Below are 16667 nucleotides of genomic sequence, written 5' to 3' on the forward strand. Positions count from 1 at the left end.
TCGAAAAGTCATTCATCGTTTACGGCGAATGGCTTTTTCTTTTTTGCTTTTTTTGCCGCGAGAGGCTTTACATGACAAAGCTCCCTTAAAGCAGCTGGACTTATGCATGTCCTGTCTACCTTAAGGGAGCGTCACTTGGGCATGCCGCCGGTTATTCGCCGTTTTCGCGCTCGTTTTGTTCGTCCGTCATCAAATCTTCGGCCGGATAGTCCCGGCCCGAACCTTCATGGAGCTGCAGGTTTTCGTAACCGTACGGGCGCGGGCCGTTTTGGCCTTTTCCCCAAGGGGCGCTTTTGCCGATCGATTCGGCTTCCAGGCCCGAGCCGTAAGGGCCCTCCGGAAACTCCTCGGCCGTCAGGTCGTTGCGCTGGGACTCGACGTTGGAGAAGTCGCTGTATTCGGGTTCGGATTTCGATGTCGTCATGTTCTTCTTTCGCACCTGCCTTTCGATGTATAAAAAGTAATGTCTCCGCCGCGCGGAGATTTCATCCCTTTTTTTCGGGGCATTCGGCGATTCCGCAGCCGATTTCGTTGAATTTTATCATTTCCTTCCTTTCCTCCTATTGTTTATCCTATATAATGGGCTTATGTTAGGAATTGCAAAATACAGGCGAACGCGAGAGGGGAGAGGTTTAAGGCATGGTAACGAAAGAGCTGCTGGAGACGCCCTGCATCCTGATCGATGAACAGGTTATGCAGCGCAATATCGGCCGCATGGCCGACATCGCCGCGCGGAACGGGGTACAGCTTCGCCCGCATATCAAAACCCACAAAGTTCCCGAGTTTGCGCTCAGACAGCTTGCTGAGGGGGCATCCGGCATCACGGCGGCCAAAGTGGGGGAAGCGGAGATGATGGCGGCACACGGCATTGACGATATTTTTATCGCCTACCCAATCGTATCCCCGTCCAAAATCAAGCGGATCCTTGCTTTGGCGGAAAAAATCCGCATGATCGTCGGCGTCGAAAGCATCGAAGGCGCACGGAATCTCTCCCAAGAGGCTGCGCAGGCGGGAATCACCTTGTCGGTCCGGCTTGAAATCGACACGGGGCTGGCGCGCACGGGGGTGCGTCCGGATGAGGCCGTAGAGCTGGCCAAACGGATTGCGGAGCTGCCGGGGCTCGATTTGAGCGGTATTTTTACGTTTAAAGGCGCGGTGTTCGAAGGGGTAGGGACGCTGGACCTCGAAGCAGCAGGACAGGAAGAAGGACGCATCATGGTCGAAACGGCCGAAAGGCTGCGCGCCGCGGGCATCGCCATCCGGGACGTCAGCGTCGGCTCCACGCCAACCGCCCCTTATGCGGCAGCCGTGGAGGGCATCACGGAAGTGCGGCCCGGCACCTATATTTTTTATGACCGGATGCTCGCCGTGATGGGAGCCTGCTCGAAAGAAGACTGGGCGGCCAAAGTATTGGTTACGGTTGTAAGCGTTCCCGCGGAAGATCGGCTTGTCGTCGACGGCGGCAGCAAAACCTTTGCGACCGACGTGCAGCCCGGGCAACCGCCGCTGCATTTGAAGGGTTTTGGCGAAATTGTCGGCCATCCGGATGCCGTATTCGAAAAAATGAATGAAGAGCATGGCATGATCCGAACGCAAGGCCCGCACGGCCTGCATGTCGGCGACGTTCTCGAAATCGTCCCGAACCATATTTGTTCGACGGTCAATTTGCATAACGAGGTTTTTGCGTCGAAAGACGGCAGCATTCGGGCCATCCCGGTCTTGGCAAGAGGGAGACTGGCCTAGCGCAGCGGGAGGGAGAAGAAGATGCTTGATATCGTCATCGAAAACGGAAGGATTGTGGACGGCAGCGGAAATCCGTGGTATTTTGGACAGCTGGGCGTCAAGGATGGGATTATCACGCATGTCGGCAGAACCGACGCCGAAGCTTTGGAGCGGATCGACGCGCGCGGGCAGGTGGTCGCCCCCGGTTTTATCGACGGGCATTGCCATTCCGATTTGCTTGTTTTGGACCAGCCGGACAGCGAGTTCAAGATGCAGCAGGGCGTCACGACGGAAGTCGTCGGCAACTGCGGCCTGGCGCCTGCCCCCTACGTGAAAAACCGGGCTGCCGAGCTGAAAAGCTATATCGAGCCCGTCATCGGACGCACGGATTGGCCCTGGCCTTGGGAAAGCATCGAGGAATACATGCAGCATTTGGCGAAGTCTCCCGCGTCCGAAAACGTCTCCACTTACGTGGCGCACGGCGCGCTTCGCATCTCCGTCATGGGGTTCGAAAACCGCCCGGCCACCAAGGACGAGCTCGACCGGATGAAACGGCTGCTGGAAAACGGCTTGAAGGCCGGTGCGATCGGCTTGTCCATCGGTCTGTTATACGCTCCGGGAAGTTATACGCCAAAAGAAGAGCTGGCTGAGCTGTGCAAGGTCGTTGCCGCGTACGGCGGCTTGTTCTCCACCCACATTCGCGGCGAAGGCAACAACCTGCTGGCTTCCGTGCGCGAAGTGATCTGGATCGCGGAGCAAAGCGGAGTTTCGCTCCATGTCAGCCATTTGAAGGCGGCGGGCCGGATCAATTGGGGCCAAACCGGGGCCGCGATGGAGCTGATCGACGAAGCCAGAAGCCGCGGGATGGACGTCACTTGCGACGTGTACCCGTATTCCGCGGGCTCGACGACGCTGACGACGGTGCTCCCCCCATGGGTCCTCGAAGGCGGAATCGAAGCAACGCTGGAGCGGATCGCCGATCCGGCCATCCGGGCCCGAATCAAGCAGGAGCTCCGGGAAGAACAGACGACTTGGGACAACCTCGTATGCTCGACCGGCTGGCAAAGCGTGTTCGTGTCCTCCGTGCCTTCCGCGGCAGGCAAGCTGCTTGAAGGGAAGCATATGCAAGAGATCGGCGAACTGTGTGGCATGGATCCGGAAGATGCGGCGCTGGAGCTGCTCCGGAGGGAAAACGGACAGGTATCGATCGTGTATTTCCATATGTCGGAGGAAGACGTGCGGGAAGTTATCCGTTACGATTATTCTTTGGTGGCATCGGACAGCTTAGGCTGCGTCACCGGCAAACCGCACCCCCGTTCCTATGGCACATTTCCGAGGCTGTTCGCGGAGTATGTCCGAAAGAACAAAATACTTACGCTTGAGCAGGCGGTACGCAAAGTAACATCGTTCCCGGCCCAGCGGTTCAAGCTTGGCAAACGCGGGCTCCTCGTTCCGGGGTATGCCGCGGACATCGTCATTTTTGACCCGAACCGCATTTCCGACACGGCGACTTACCAGGACCCCATCCGGCATCCCGAGGGGATTTCCGCGGTGCTCGTCAACGGCCGCAAAACGATGGAGCATCGGCATCATACGCATGAACGGCCGGGCGTGTTTATCCCCGTGCAGCATTGCTGCCGGCATGAGTTGGAACGGTAAATGCAAAACAGGTTCGTATCGAAGCACAAGCTAAATTTAAAAGGGAGATGACCATCATGGCAAAAATCGAAAAAATTCTCGAAGAAAAAGGGATCGTCTTAGAAAAGGTTCCGACTCCGGTAGCGGAATACGTTCCGGCCAAAACCGTCGGCAACCTCGTGTATACCTCCGGCAACGACTGCCGCGTCAACGGCAAGCTGAAATATACGGGGAAAGTGGGCAGCGACCTGACGGTGGAGCAGGGGTATGATGCGGCGCGCCAGGTGATGATCAACCTGATTTCCGTGTTGAAAGAGCATTTGGGCGATTTGGACCGGATCAAACAGGTGGTAAAAATGCTGGCCTTCGTCAATTCCGCGGACGGATTCGTCGAACAGCCGTACGTCATTAACGGGGCTTCCGAGCTTCTGGTCGAAATTTTCGGAGAAAAGGGAAAACACGCGCGTTCCGCGATTTCCGCGAATGAGCTGCCTTTTAATACGCCGGTAGAGATCGAATTGATCGTCGAAATCGAATAGAATTTAGATAAAAAATGTTAATTCCGAACAATGGACATTATTTGGCGATTTAATATTCGTTTTTTATATTGACAATTTTCGCGCGTCTCCCTAGAATAAATGATGTAAGAAACGACAATACATCATCATTTTTTTCGTATAATCCCGGGAATCGGCCCGGGAGTCTCTACGAGATCACCGTAATGATCTGGCTACGAAAAAGAAGGGATGCGGATAACCTGCATGCGCTTGACACACCTTATGCGTAAGGCTGTTTGTCAGGACGTGCACGGGTAGCGATCTCTTCCTTTTGCATAATGCCTGCGGATCTGTAACGGTCTGCGGGCCTTTTTTTGTCGTCCTGACACATTTTCTAAGGGGGATTCTGTAAAAATGGAGCGTTTCTTTAAGTTAAAGGAACACGGAACCAATGTAAGGACAGAAATCATTGCCGGTCTGACGACCTTTATGGCCATGGCGTACATCCTGTTCGTCAACGGGCTGTTTTTGGGCGAAGGCGGAGCCGGCATCCCGAATGAGGGAGTATTTTTTGCGACGGCTGTGGGAGCGGGCTTGGTAACGATCCTGATGGGATTATTCGTCAACATTCCGATCGCATTGGCGCCGGGCATGGGGCTTAACGCTTATTTTATGACGGTGGTGCTCAGCTCGAACGGAGCGATCACTTGGCAGGCGGCGCTGGGCGCCGTATTTATCTCGGGTATCGTATTTCTCATTTTGACCGTGACGAAGGTTCGGCAGATGCTGATGACGGCCGTTCCGCAAAACCTGAAAAACGCGATTACGGTCGGCATCGGTTTATTTATCGCGATCGTCGGCTTTAAGCTGAGCAACCTGATTTCCATTTCGGTCAACGCGGGCACGGATGCCAGCAAGCCAGTCGGCGGCGCGAACTTCAACTTGATGCTTAGCGACTTCTTTACGCATAAAGACGCTCTTCTTGCTTTGATCGGTCTGTTGTTTATCGCCGTCCTGATGGTGCTGCGCGTGAAAGGCGCCTTGCTTATCGGGATCGTCGTAACGACGTTGATCGGCATTCCGATGGGCGTGACGGACCTGAGCGGCCTGGCGCATGCCAATTGGATTCCTTCCTTTACGAACCTGGCCGTCGGCCAATTGGATCTTAAGGGCGCTCTTCACATCGGTTTGTTTGATATCGTATTTATTTTCACGTTTGTCGAATTGTTCGATACGTTCGGAACATTGGTCGGTACGGCGACTCGCGCCGGTCTGATGAAAAACAAGGAAAAAGGCGAAAAAACGATCGGGAAAGCCATGCTGGTCGACGCCGTTGGCGTCAGCGCAGGCGCGGTTTTGGGTACGAGCACGGTGACGGCTTTCGTCGAAAGCACCGCGGGCGTCGAAGCAGGCGGACGGACAGGCCTGACGGCGGTCACGACGGGCGTGCTGTTCATTTTGTCCCTGTTTATCGCTCCGCTTGCCCTGGTGGTTCCTTCGGCGGCAACGGCACCGGCGCTGATCGTCGTAGGCGTGCTTATGATGAGCCAAGTCCGGAACATCGAGTGGGATGATTTCTTTGAAGCTTTCCCTGCGTTTTTGACGATCATTTTGATGCCGTTCACCGGCGGGATTGCGAACGGTATTTCGGCCGGGATTTTGTCCTACGTCATTTTGGCGATCTTCGCGAACATCGGGATGAAGCGCAAAGTGAAAATCCATTGGCTGATGTGGGTGCTTGCGGTTATCGTTATTATCCGCTTTGTGTTCTTGGGAACGGAATAAAACATATATAATAGATGAAAAAGGGTCGCTTTCCTTTCTGTGGAGAGCGGCCCTTTCTGTTTTAGAAAGGCTTTTTCTGAAAAATGGCTGCTTCCCAACCCTCCTTAGTATGGTGGCTGGAAACATTTATAGGATCTATTCCGTCTAATGGTAAGGGAGGGGTGGAAATGAGAGTTAAAAAGCTGTTTCTCGGGTTGGCCTTGCTTTGCGTGTTATTAACTGCATGTTCGGACTCAAATACCTCAAAAGATATGGGGGAATTGTACAGTTTAGCATTAGATGCATACATGCCGATTGATGAAGGCTTAAATGGAGGTATGAAATATATTGCAATAGACATGAGCAATTTAAATGATATTGATGAAACAGACAAGAAACAAATTTTAAAGTATTTCGGGAAATACAATGTTGAGGTAATGGAAGCGACTTACGATCAGCTAAAAGAGAAGGGGTTATATGACCCTATAACCATGGTGCTTAATGGCGTATTGTTGCGTGTCGAAAAGACTGAAATTTCAAACAATAAAATTGTTGTCGAAGGATCCAAGTATAGAGCTGGTGATGGAGCAATTGGAACGAAAGTGATTATTGAATACAAAAACGGGAAATGGCAAGTTTCAAAAGCAGACAGCACTTGGATTAGTTAAATATAGTTAACGGGGATGTGAGCGCTAAAAAATCATTGGGGCGTTATTTCTGTAGGGATAGCAAAGTGTTTATTTAAAAGTACCTGTTCTGATCCAAAAAGAAATACTGTGGATCGCAAGATGTCTTAAATGATTGAAGCTCGTGAGCTCGCTTTTGCTGATCTTGATACAGGGCAAGCATAATCGGGTAAATACAGTACTTTAAATTTTTTTTCAAAAAAGTGTTGCATTATATTTCTCTACGTGGTATATTCTAATTCCGGCCAAGAAAACATGATGTTGCGAACCGCAAAATGTGATGAACAACGTTCAAGAATTCGAAGCAAGCAGTGCTCCAAAAAAGATTTTAAAAAGAGCTTGCATAAAACAGTCGGACATGTTATAATATAAAAGTTGTCGCCGATAAGAACTTCGACGATGGCGAGTGAAGTTTGATCTTTGAAAACTGAACAACGAGTGAGATACAGGCTTTGCTTGCAAAGCCGATCGCGAAGCAAATCGGTCCAAGCCTATGGCTGGATGGTTTGCGGAGCACAAATGAGAATTAAATTCTCGTCAGATTCAAAATGAGTCACAAACTTTCTTGGAGAGTTTGATCCTGGCTCAGGACGAACGCTGGCGGCGTGCCTAATACATGCAAGTCGAGCGGACTTGATGAGGAGCTTGCTCCTCTGATGGTTAGCGGCGGACGGGTGAGTAACACGTAGGCAACCTGCCCGTAAGACCGGGATAACTACCGGAAACGGTAGCTAATACCGGATAATTTATCGCTTCGCATGGAGCGGTAATGAAAGACGGAGCAATCTGTCACTTACGGATGGGCCTGCGGCGCATTAGCTAGTTGGTGAGGTAACGGCTCACCAAGGCGACGATGCGTAGCCGACCTGAGAGGGTGAACGGCCACACTGGGACTGAGACACGGCCCAGACTCCTACGGGAGGCAGCAGTAGGGAATCTTCCGCAATGGGCGAAAGCCTGACGGAGCAACGCCGCGTGAGTGATGAAGGTTTTCGGATCGTAAAGCTCTGTTGCCAGGGAAGAACGTCGGGTAGAGTAACTGCTATCCGAGTGACGGTACCTGAGAAGAAAGCCCCGGCTAACTACGTGCCAGCAGCCGCGGTAATACGTAGGGGGCAAGCGTTGTCCGGAATTATTGGGCGTAAAGCGCGCGCAGGCGGTCACTTAAGTCTGGTGTTTAAGGCTAGGGCTCAACTCTAGTTCGCACTGGAAACTGGGTGACTTGAGTGCAGAAGAGGAAAGTGGAATTCCACGTGTAGCGGTGAAATGCGTAGAGATGTGGAGGAACACCAGTGGCGAAGGCGACTTTCTGGGCTGTAACTGACGCTGAGGCGCGAAAGCGTGGGGAGCAAACAGGATTAGATACCCTGGTAGTCCACGCCGTAAACGATGAATGCTAGGTGTTAGGGGTTTCGATACCCTTGGTGCCGAAGTTAACACATTAAGCATTCCGCCTGGGGAGTACGGTCGCAAGACTGAAACTCAAAGGAATTGACGGGGACCCGCACAAGCAGTGGAGTATGTGGTTTAATTCGAAGCAACGCGAAGAACCTTACCAGGTCTTGACATCCCTCTGAATCCTCTAGAGATAGAGGCGGCCTTCGGGACAGAGGAGACAGGTGGTGCATGGTTGTCGTCAGCTCGTGTCGTGAGATGTTGGGTTAAGTCCCGCAACGAGCGCAACCCTTGATTTTAGTTGCCAGCACTTTAAGGTGGGCACTCTAGAATGACTGCCGGTGACAAACCGGAGGAAGGCGGGGATGACGTCAAATCATCATGCCCCTTATGACCTGGGCTACACACGTACTACAATGGCCAGTACAACGGGAAGCGAAGTCGCGAGACGGAGCCAATCCTATCAAAGCTGGTCTCAGTTCGGATTGCAGGCTGCAACCCGCCTGCATGAAGTCGGAATTGCTAGTAATCGCGGATCAGCATGCCGCGGTGAATACGTTCCCGGGTCTTGTACACACCGCCCGTCACACCACGAGAGTTTACAACACCCGAAGTCGGTGGGGTAACCGTAAGGAGCCAGCCGCCGAAGGTGGGGTAGATGATTGGGGTGAAGTCGTAACAAGGTAGCCGTATCGGAAGGTGCGGCTGGATCACCTCCTTTCTATGGAGAATCGTTTCCTGCGAGGAAACATTCAAATATGCCGTAAGGCAAAACGATCTCACTCGTTGGTCAGTTTTGAGAGTTCAAACTCTCACATGCGATTTCCAGAACTTGCTTGGTGACAAGCGGTGCTGAGGATGGTATGATATAAGTCCGGTTGAAAAACCGGGTTTTGATCCTTGAAAACTAGATAACGAAACGAATTTGCGTTTTAGAAATATCCTTTTAGCTGCTTGTGTCTTCATTGAAAGACCAAGTGATAAAAGTAGCAGACGAGCGTTTGAATCGAAGAGCGACTTTGGCTTTGTGCGAAGCACAAAACAACGGAGCGAGGCGAGGCGAACAGGAGTCAAAGGTTAAGCTACTAAGAGCACACGGAGGATGCCTAGGCGCTAGGAGCCGATGAAGGACGTGGCGAACAACGATACTGCCTCGGGGAGCTGTAAGCAAGCTTTGATCCGGGGATGTCCGAATGGGGAAACCCGGCTGATGTAATAGTCAGTCACTCATAACTGAATACATAGGTTATGAAGAGGCATACCAGGGGAACTGAAACATCTAAGTACCCTGAGGAAGAGAAAACAATAGTGATTCCGTCAGTAGCGGCGAGCGAACGCGGATTAGCCTAAACCGGTCAGCTTGCTGGCCGGGGTTGTGGGACGTCTCACATGGAGTTACAAAGGAACTGGTTAGGCGAAGAGGTCTGGAAAGGCCCGGCATAGAAGGTAAAAGCCCTGTAGCCGAAAGTCAGTTCCCTCCGAGACGGATCCCGAGTAGTGCGGGGCACGTGAAACCCCGTATGAATCTGCCAGGACCATCTGGTAAGGCTAAATACTCCCTAGCGACCGATAGTGAAACAGTACCGTGAGGGAAAGGTGAAAAGCACCCCGGAAGGGGAGTGAAATAGAACCTGAAACCGTGTGCTTACAAGAAGTCAGAGCCCGATCTATGGGTGATGGCGTGCCTTTTGTAGAATGAACCGGCGAGTTACGTTCCCGTGCAAGGTTAAGGTGAGAAGCCGTAGCCGCAGCGAAAGCGAGTCTGAATAGGGCGACTGAGTACGTGGGCGTAGACCCGAAACCGTGTGATCTACCCCTGTCCAGGGTGAAGGTGCGGTAACACGCACTGGAGGCCCGAACCCACGAATGTTGAAAAATTCGGGGATGAGGTGGGGGTAGCGGAGAAATTCCAATCGAACTCGGAGATAGCTGGTTCTCCCCGAAATAGCTTTAGGGCTAGCCTCGGTTGTACAGTCGTGGAGGTAGAGCACTGATTGGGTGCGGGGCCCGCAAGGGTTACCAAGTTCAGTCAAACTCCGAATGCCATAGACTGATTGACCGGGAGTCAGACAGTGAGTGCTAAGATCCATTGTCAAAAGGGAAACAGCCCAGACCATCAGCTAAGGTCCCCAAGTGTGTGTTAAGTGGGAAAGGATGTGGAGTTGCACAGACAACCAGGATGTTGGCTTAGAAGCAGCCACCATTTAAAGAGTGCGTAATAGCTCACTGGTCGAGTGACTCTGCGCCGAAAATGTAACGGGGCTAAACACACCACCGAAGCTATGGCTTGAATCGACTTCACTGCTTCTTTGAGGTAGGGAAGACCCGAGAGACATTTTTATCGGAAGCCGAGGTAACAAGGCTGACGATCAAATGCCACCAGGGGATAAACACTTCGAAGGCGGAGTGAAGTCGATTCAGGGGTAGGGGAGCGTTGTATGCAGCGTTGAAGGTGTACCGTAAGGAGCGCTGGAGCGTATACAAGTGAGAATGCCGGTATGAGTAACGAAAAGATCAGTGAGAATCTGATCCGCCGAAAGCCCAAGGTTTCCTGAGGAAGGCTCGTCCGCTCAGGGTAAGTCGGGACCTAAGGCGAGGCCGAAAGGCGTAGTCGAAGGACAACAGGTTGAAATTCCTGTACCACCGTAAACCGCTATGAGCAATGGGGTGACGCAGGAGGGTAGTGACGCAGACTGATGGATGTCTGTCCAAGCAGTGAGGCTGATGTGTAGGCAAATCCGCACATCGTAAGGCTAGGCTGTGACGGGGAGGGAAAATTACAGTACCGAAGGTCATGATCTCACACTGCCAAGAAAAGCCTCTAGCCAGGTGAAGGTGCCCGTACCGCAAACCGACACAGGTAGGCGAGAAGAGAATTCTAAGGCGCGCGGAAGAACTCTCGTTAAGGAACTCGGCAAAATGACCCCGTAACTTCGGGAGAAGGGGTGCCCCGGTAGTGTGAATAGCACGAGGGGGCCGCAGTGAAAAGGCCCAAGCGACTGTTTAGCAAAAACACAGGTCTGTGCGAAGCCGTAAGGCGAAGTATACGGGCTGACGCCTGCCCGGTGCTGGAAGGTTAAGGGGAGCGGTTAGGGATTAGTCCCGAAGCTGTGAACCGAAGCCCCAGTAAACGGCGGCCGTAACTATAACGGTCCTAAGGTAGCGAAATTCCTTGTCAGGTAAATTCTGACCCGCACGAATGGCGTAACGACTTGGGCGCTGTCTCAACGAGAGATCCGGTGAAATTTTAATACCTGTGAAGATGCAGGTTACCCGCGACAAGACGGAAAGACCCCATGGAGCTTTACTGCAGCTTGATATTGGATTTGGGTACGATCTGTACAGGATAGGTGGGAGCCTTTGAAACCTGAGCGCCAGCTTAGGTGGAGGCGACGTTGGGATACCACCCTGATCGTATCTAGGTTCTAACCTGGTACCGTAATCCGGTACGGGGACAGTGTCAGGCGGGCAGTTTGACTGGGGCGGTCGCCTCCTAAAGAGTAACGGAGGCGCCCCAAGGTTCCCTCAGAATGGTTGGAAATCATTCGAAGAGTGCAAAGGCAGAAGGGAGCTTGACTGCGAGACCTACAAGTCGAGCAGGGACGAAAGTCGGGCTTAGTGATCCGGTGGTACCGCATGGAAGGGCCATCGCTCAACGGATAAAAGCTACCCTGGGGATAACAGGCTTATCTCCCCCAAGAGTCCACATCGACGGGGAGGTTTGGCACCTCGATGTCGGCTCATCGCATCCTGGGGCTGAAGTAGGTCCCAAGGGTTGGGCTGTTCGCCCATTAAAGCGGTACGCGAGCTGGGTTCAGAACGTCGTGAGACAGTTCGGTCCCTATCTGTCGTGGGCGTAGGAAATTTGAGAGGAGCTGTCCTTAGTACGAGAGGACCGGGATGGACGTACCGCTGGTGCACCAGTTGTTCCGCCAGGAGCATGGCTGGGTAGCTACGTACGGACGGGATAAGCGCTGAAAGCATCTAAGCGTGAAGCCCCCCTCAAGATGAGATTTCCCAATTAGTAAGACCCCTTGAAGACGACGAGGTAGATAGGTTGGAGGTGGAAGTGCAGCAATGCATGGAGCTGACCAATACTAATCGGTCGAGGGCTTATCCTAAATGACCCACCAAAGTGAAGGGCAGCTTCGCAGCTGATTCCGAGTACTTTGGCGGGGCCCGGAACAAAAACCGGGAAATGCTACGGAGTATTTAAAACGCAAACGTTTCGTATCTAGTTTTCAGGTGATCAAAGCACTTGAATCGTTTGGTGGCGATAGCGGAGGGGTTCCACGCGTACCCATCCCGAACACGACCGTTAAGCCCTCCAGCGCCGATGGTACTTGGACCGAAGGGTCCTGGGAGAGTAGGACGTTGCCAAGCGAAGGACCACTGTTGATGAAACATTGACAGTGGTTTTTTTGTCCCTATTTGTGGATATCTTTTTGAATCCGGAAAAATTTCGTCCACAATTCCCTCTCTTTTTAAATCGGAAAATGGACTTATGCACAGAAAAAATAATCGATTTTTGTAATTTTGTAGTTTTTCACAAAAAGTTTCCCACAAATTCACAAAATAATCCCCATAATACACAGATTCATGGCATGAAAGGTTCAAACGTTGATATTCTCAAATTTCTATTCACATTTTGAATAACGAACTTTTGAAAGCGTTTAAAGGTCGTCCTGTAAGTTTGCGAACTATCCTTATGAAGCTAAGCCGTAGCAGAAATATTGATATCCACATAAAGCCTGGAAGCCCGTCAAAGCATATAGTTTTGGCGGGCTTTTCTATCCCCGCCATCCTCACGAACTTCCTTGCATGCTTGAATTCCGTCTATTTGGGGCATCATGACATCGAGCATGATCCGATCTGACCGGATGGCGGAGCAAGGGAACTTCCCTGAACATGACGGCGATTACGCTGCTTTGAATAAAATAAAAACTAGGAGTATGCTGTATGTATGGGATGACAACCCCCGAACCCTTAACGTGAATGCCATGAAATCCGTAACATTCGCTTCATTACCCGGTTGATGGATTACCTTTAGGATGAGCATTCCCGAGCTTTTAATACATAAGAGGATATGCGCAAGCCGAAATTCATGGGAAGTTCGGACAACGAAAAAAGGTACGCGCCGGGACGCCTCAATTTTTACTCAAAAAGGGAGAGAGCTATGGGCAACAAATGGACAGAAACCTACCTGATACATTCCAACGATATCGATTATAAATCCGAAGCAAGGCTGTCGGTGCTGCTGTCGCTCGCCCAAAGAACGGCCGATGCCGATTTGGAGCAGCTAGGGGCGACGAGAGACCAGATGATCGAAGCGGGTATGGGCTGGATGCTGATGACGATGGATTTGCGCATCGGCCGGATGCCGAAGGCGCTGGAGGAAATCGCGATCGAAACCTGGAACAAAGGACCGAAGGGAGCGCTGTGGCAGCGGGATTTCCGGATCTATTCCGGCGGTGATATCATTGCCGAAGCGTGCAGCATCTGGGCGCTGGTGGACATTCAAAAACGGAGAATGCTGAGACCGTCCAAATTCCCGTTTGACGTCTACATCAACGAAGAGGACTCGGCTGGCGAAACGCCGGATAAAGTCACCATTCCGGAGGACGTCCCTCTTCGGGATGCGTACCGATCCGTGGTACGATACAGCGGGATCGACGCTAACGGTCATCTGAACAATTCGCGTTACGCCGATTTATGCATGGATACGTTGACCCCGGACGAGCTTGCCGGTCTAACGTACGCCGGATTCCGAATCACGTATCATCACGAAGCCCGCTTGGGCGATGAAATTCAGGTCAAGAGGTCTGAGGTGACGGACGGCCGCATTTACGTAAGTGGACAAGCCGGGGACGGGACGCATTATTTTGATGCTTATCTTCTATTAAAAGAAACCGAACGCAGTCATGGATAATTCGGCGCGGATCAGGGGATGGCTAAACGGTAAGGGGGGATAAGCATGCCGCATCATAAACCGCTCAAAATCAACAACCAGCAAAACCGAGCGAGCAGGAAAGAGGAAAACGTAACGCTGCATCCGGATAAAGCTGCTAAATTTCCGCCGAGCCTGAACGAGATTCCGAAGCAGGAACAGGATTAGGCGAACACCGCACCACCTGAAATCCCTTCAGAAAGGTACCGTCATCGGACGTGATGCCCACTGAGGGGATTTTGTCGTTTCACGACTTGAACCAAATCGGTCGGGTTTCATCCCCCTTTGCATTCGCAGCCGCAATCAATGTTATAATAGGACGGAAGAAAGGGTGGATACATAATGAAATCGCTCGTTTTAGCCGAAAAACCGTCCGTGGCTCGCGAAATCGCGCGGGTTATGGGCAGCAGGGAAAAGCATAAGGGATATTTTGAAGGCCCACAATATATCGTGACTTGGGCGCTTGGGCATCTGGTCGGCCTGGCCGAACCCGAAGATTACGACCACAAATACGCAACCTGGAATCTGGAGGATTTGCCGATTTTGCCGAAAACGATGAAGCTGAAGGTGCTCCGCGAAACAAGCCACCAGTTTAAAATCGTGCAGTCGCTGACCAAGCGCCAGGATATCAACAAGCTGATCATCGCCACCGACGCGGCGCGCGAAGGGGAGCTTCTGGCCCGGTGGATCATGAAAATGTCCCATTGGAACAAACCGTTCCAGCGCCTGTGGATTTCCTCGCAAACCGACAAAGCGATCAAGGAGGGTTTTGCTTCGCTGCGTCCGGGCAACCAGTTCGACCGACTGTACGAATCGGCGCGCTGCCGGGCCGAAGCCGACTGGATGATCGGGCTGAACGTCACCCGGGCATTGACCGTCAAATTCGGGGCGCAGCTGTCCGCAGGGCGGGTGCAGACCCCGACGCTCGGCATGATCATGAACCGGGAAAATGAAATCGTGAATTTCCGGTCCCAGGAATACGAGACGCTGAAGGCCGATTTTGGCAGCTTCACGGCAACCTGGCGCGGCAAAAACGGGGATGCGCGCATCTTCGAGCGCCAGCAGACCGATACGATCAAAAAGAAACTCGAAGGACAATACGGGAAAGTCACGCAGGTGAAAAAATCGGAGAAGGTCGAACCGCATCCGCTCGCTTATGACCTTACCGAACTTCAGCGGGACGCCAACCGCAAATACGGATTTTCCGCCAAGCAGACGTCCAACGTGCTGCAGCGCCTGTACGAGCAGCATAAGCTTGTCACCTATCCGCGCACGGACAGCCGTTATTTAACGTCGGATATGGTTCATACGCTGAAGGAACGCCTGGAGAGCGTGGCCGTCGGCCCGTATGCGCAGCTGGCCCGTCCGCTTTTGCGCAAAAACCTGCCTACGTCCAAACGGATCGTCGACGACTCCAAGGTCAGCGATCACCATGCCATCATTCCGACGGAAGAGACGGTGCTGCTGAACCAGCTAAGCACGGAGGAGCGCAAGCTGTACGATTTGATCGTGCGCCGGTTTATCAGCCTGTTTTATCCGCCTGCCCGTTATGACAACGTCAGCGTCGTCGTGCAGGTCGAAGGAGAGCAGCTTCACGTCAAAGGCACCACGATCAAGGATGCCGGCTGGCGGGAAGTGTACGGCGCGGATGCGGACGATTTGTCCGACGACGACAACGACGGGGATGACGACGACAGTCCGGTATTGCTCCCCGAGCTTCGCGAGGGCGATTCGGTGAAAGTGCAGCGCGTGCACGTCCAGAAAGGAAGAACGCTTCCGCCGAAGCGTTACACCGAAGCCAGCCTCCTCTCGCAGATGGAAAAGCATGGACTCGGGACGCCTGCGACGCGGGCCGACATCATTGAAAAATTGATCAATTCCGATACGATCGAGCGTCAAGGCAATCTGCTGCATCCGACCGGAAAAGGAAAACAGCTGATCGAGCTGGTGGCGCCCGAGCTGCGTACGCCGGAACTGACCGCCCGCTGGGAAGCCGAACTCGAAAAAATCGCCCGCGGCCAAGGCAAGCCGGAGCCGTTTATTGAGGGCATTCGCCAAATGTCCAAGGAGCTGGTGGCCGAGGTCAAAAACAGCTCTGCAGGTTACAAACCGCATAACGTCTCGAACAGCCACTGCCCGCAGTGCGGAACCCGGCTCCTCGAGAAAAAGGGCAAACGCGGCAAACTGCTGGTATGCCCGAGTGATGACTGCGGCTACCGCCGTTCGGACGAAAAAAGGCTGTCCAATCGCCGCTGCCCGACATGCCACAAAAAAATGGAGCTCAAGGAAGGCAAAGCCGGCTTGTATGTGCAGTGCCTGCCATGCGGTTTTACCGAAACGCTCAATAAGGATCATAACCACGTCAACAAAAGGGAAGCGCGCAAACTGGTCGAAAAATATGCCAAACAGGAATCGGCTGCCGTATCCAACCTGGGCGAGCTGTTAAAAGCGGCCTTGGAGCAGAAAAACGACAAGTAACGACGAATATCGACGCCATCCGATCTTTTGCGGATTTATCTCCCGTTATGGTTTGGAGTTTGTCCATTGTTTCCGCCGGGATGCGGATTTATAATGAAGGTAGGCAGTAAGAACGGAGGTGGTTCTCCGGGTGAGGACAGCCCTTTGGGTATGGTTTATTTTTATCAATGCAGTGGGCTACCTGGTCATGTCGGAAGATAAGAAAAGGGCAAGAAACAGGCGCGACCGCGTGCCGGAAAAAACGCTGTTTTTGCTGGCGGCCATCGGCGGGGCGCTGGGCGTATGGATCGCCATGTACCGCAAGCGCCACAAAACGCGCCACTTGAGCTTCCGGATCGGCATCCCGGTGCTGCTGTTCATCAATGCCGTTCTGTACGCCTATTTTTTGAGGTAAGGCTTTCCGCATCGACCTGAGGCAAGACCCTATTGACGGGCATCATCGAATTTCTTTCTTTTACGACGGTTTGTTTCCTGTGGCTCCGAGGCTTTGACTAGAAGTTTCTTCCTTTATCTTTGCGTGTAATAAAAAGAGAAGGTTAC

General features: G+C 52.5%; 10 protein-coding genes, 3 rRNA genes and 1 riboswitch. Of the genes, 12 read left to right on the top strand and 1 reads right to left on the bottom strand.

Annotated elements, in window-relative coordinates:
• Nucleotides 1–151: 151 nt before the first annotated feature.
• The gene (locus tag MKY58_RS03165; RefSeq protein ID WP_212950109.1) at nucleotides 152–424 is read right to left on the bottom strand and encodes a hypothetical protein; all 273 of its coding nucleotides are present in this window, start codon (nucleotides 422–424) and stop codon (nucleotides 152–154) included.
• A 215-nt stretch (nucleotides 425–639) separates the two neighbouring features.
• Here MKY58_RS03165 and MKY58_RS03170 point away from each other — a divergent pair, with 215 nt between their 5' ends.
• The 12 genes from MKY58_RS03170 to MKY58_RS03225 all read left to right on the top strand — a co-directional run bounded on the left by MKY58_RS03170 (nucleotide 640) and on the right by MKY58_RS03225 (nucleotide 16521).
• A complete protein-coding gene (locus tag MKY58_RS03170; RefSeq protein WP_339323433.1) occupies nucleotides 640–1743 on the top strand; it encodes an alanine racemase in 1104 nt (367 codons plus the stop codon).
• Between the two features lie 21 nt (nucleotides 1744–1764).
• Nucleotides 1765–3381 carry a D-aminoacylase gene (locus MKY58_RS03175; protein ID WP_339323434.1) on the top strand — a complete coding sequence of 539 codons (1617 nt, stop codon included), beginning with the start codon at nucleotides 1765–1767 and terminating at the stop codon, nucleotides 3379–3381.
• Between the two features lie 56 nt (nucleotides 3382–3437).
• Nucleotides 3438–3899: a RidA family protein gene (locus MKY58_RS03180; RefSeq protein WP_036707512.1), complete on the top strand. Its 462-nt coding sequence runs from the start codon at nucleotides 3438–3440 to the stop codon at nucleotides 3897–3899.
• A 114-nt stretch (nucleotides 3900–4013) separates the two neighbouring features.
• Nucleotides 4014–4113: riboswitch (purine riboswitch) on the top strand.
• 158 nt (nucleotides 4114–4271) lie between these two features.
• Nucleotides 4272–5642 (top strand): NCS2 family permease, encoded by a 1371-nt coding sequence (locus MKY58_RS03185; protein ID WP_339323435.1) that lies wholly within the window; start codon nucleotides 4272–4274, stop codon nucleotides 5640–5642.
• 167 nt (nucleotides 5643–5809) lie between these two features.
• Nucleotides 5810–6289, top strand: coding sequence for a peptide ABC transporter substrate-binding protein (locus MKY58_RS03190; protein ID WP_339323436.1), 480 nt, complete (start codon nucleotides 5810–5812; stop codon nucleotides 6287–6289).
• Between the two features lie 580 nt (nucleotides 6290–6869).
• A 16S ribosomal RNA gene (locus MKY58_RS03195) occupies nucleotides 6870–8423 on the top strand.
• Nucleotides 8424–8777: 354 nt separating this feature from the next.
• A 23S ribosomal RNA gene (locus tag MKY58_RS03200) occupies nucleotides 8778–11823 on the top strand.
• A gap of 145 nt (nucleotides 11824–11968) precedes the next feature.
• Nucleotides 11969–12085 (top strand): 5S ribosomal RNA (gene rrf, locus MKY58_RS03205).
• Together the 16S, 23S and 5S rRNA genes form the textbook arrangement of a ribosomal RNA operon.
• Nucleotides 12086–12878: 793 nt before the next feature.
• Entirely contained in the window at nucleotides 12879–13631 is a 753-nt protein-coding gene (locus tag MKY58_RS03210) for an acyl-ACP thioesterase domain-containing protein (protein WP_339323437.1), read from the top strand.
• 45 nt (nucleotides 13632–13676) lie between these two features.
• Nucleotides 13677–13817, top strand: a complete 141-nt coding sequence (locus MKY58_RS03215; RefSeq protein ID WP_197070048.1) for a hypothetical protein — start codon at nucleotides 13677–13679, stop codon at nucleotides 13815–13817.
• Nucleotides 13818–13991: 174 nt separating this feature from the next.
• A complete protein-coding gene (locus tag MKY58_RS03220; protein WP_339323438.1) occupies nucleotides 13992–16127 on the top strand; it encodes a DNA topoisomerase III in 2136 nt (711 codons plus the stop codon).
• A gap of 130 nt (nucleotides 16128–16257) precedes the next feature.
• Nucleotides 16258–16521 carry a DUF1294 domain-containing protein gene (locus MKY58_RS03225; protein WP_036714253.1) on the top strand — a complete coding sequence of 88 codons (264 nt, stop codon included), beginning with the start codon at nucleotides 16258–16260 and terminating at the stop codon, nucleotides 16519–16521.
• Nucleotides 16522–16667 lie beyond the last annotated feature (146 nt).

The sequence above is a fragment of the Paenibacillus sp. FSL W8-0194 genome, from assembly GCF_037969745.1.
In the GTDB taxonomy this organism is placed as follows: Bacteria; Bacillota; Bacilli; order Paenibacillales; family Paenibacillaceae; genus Paenibacillus_AQ; species Paenibacillus_AQ cookii.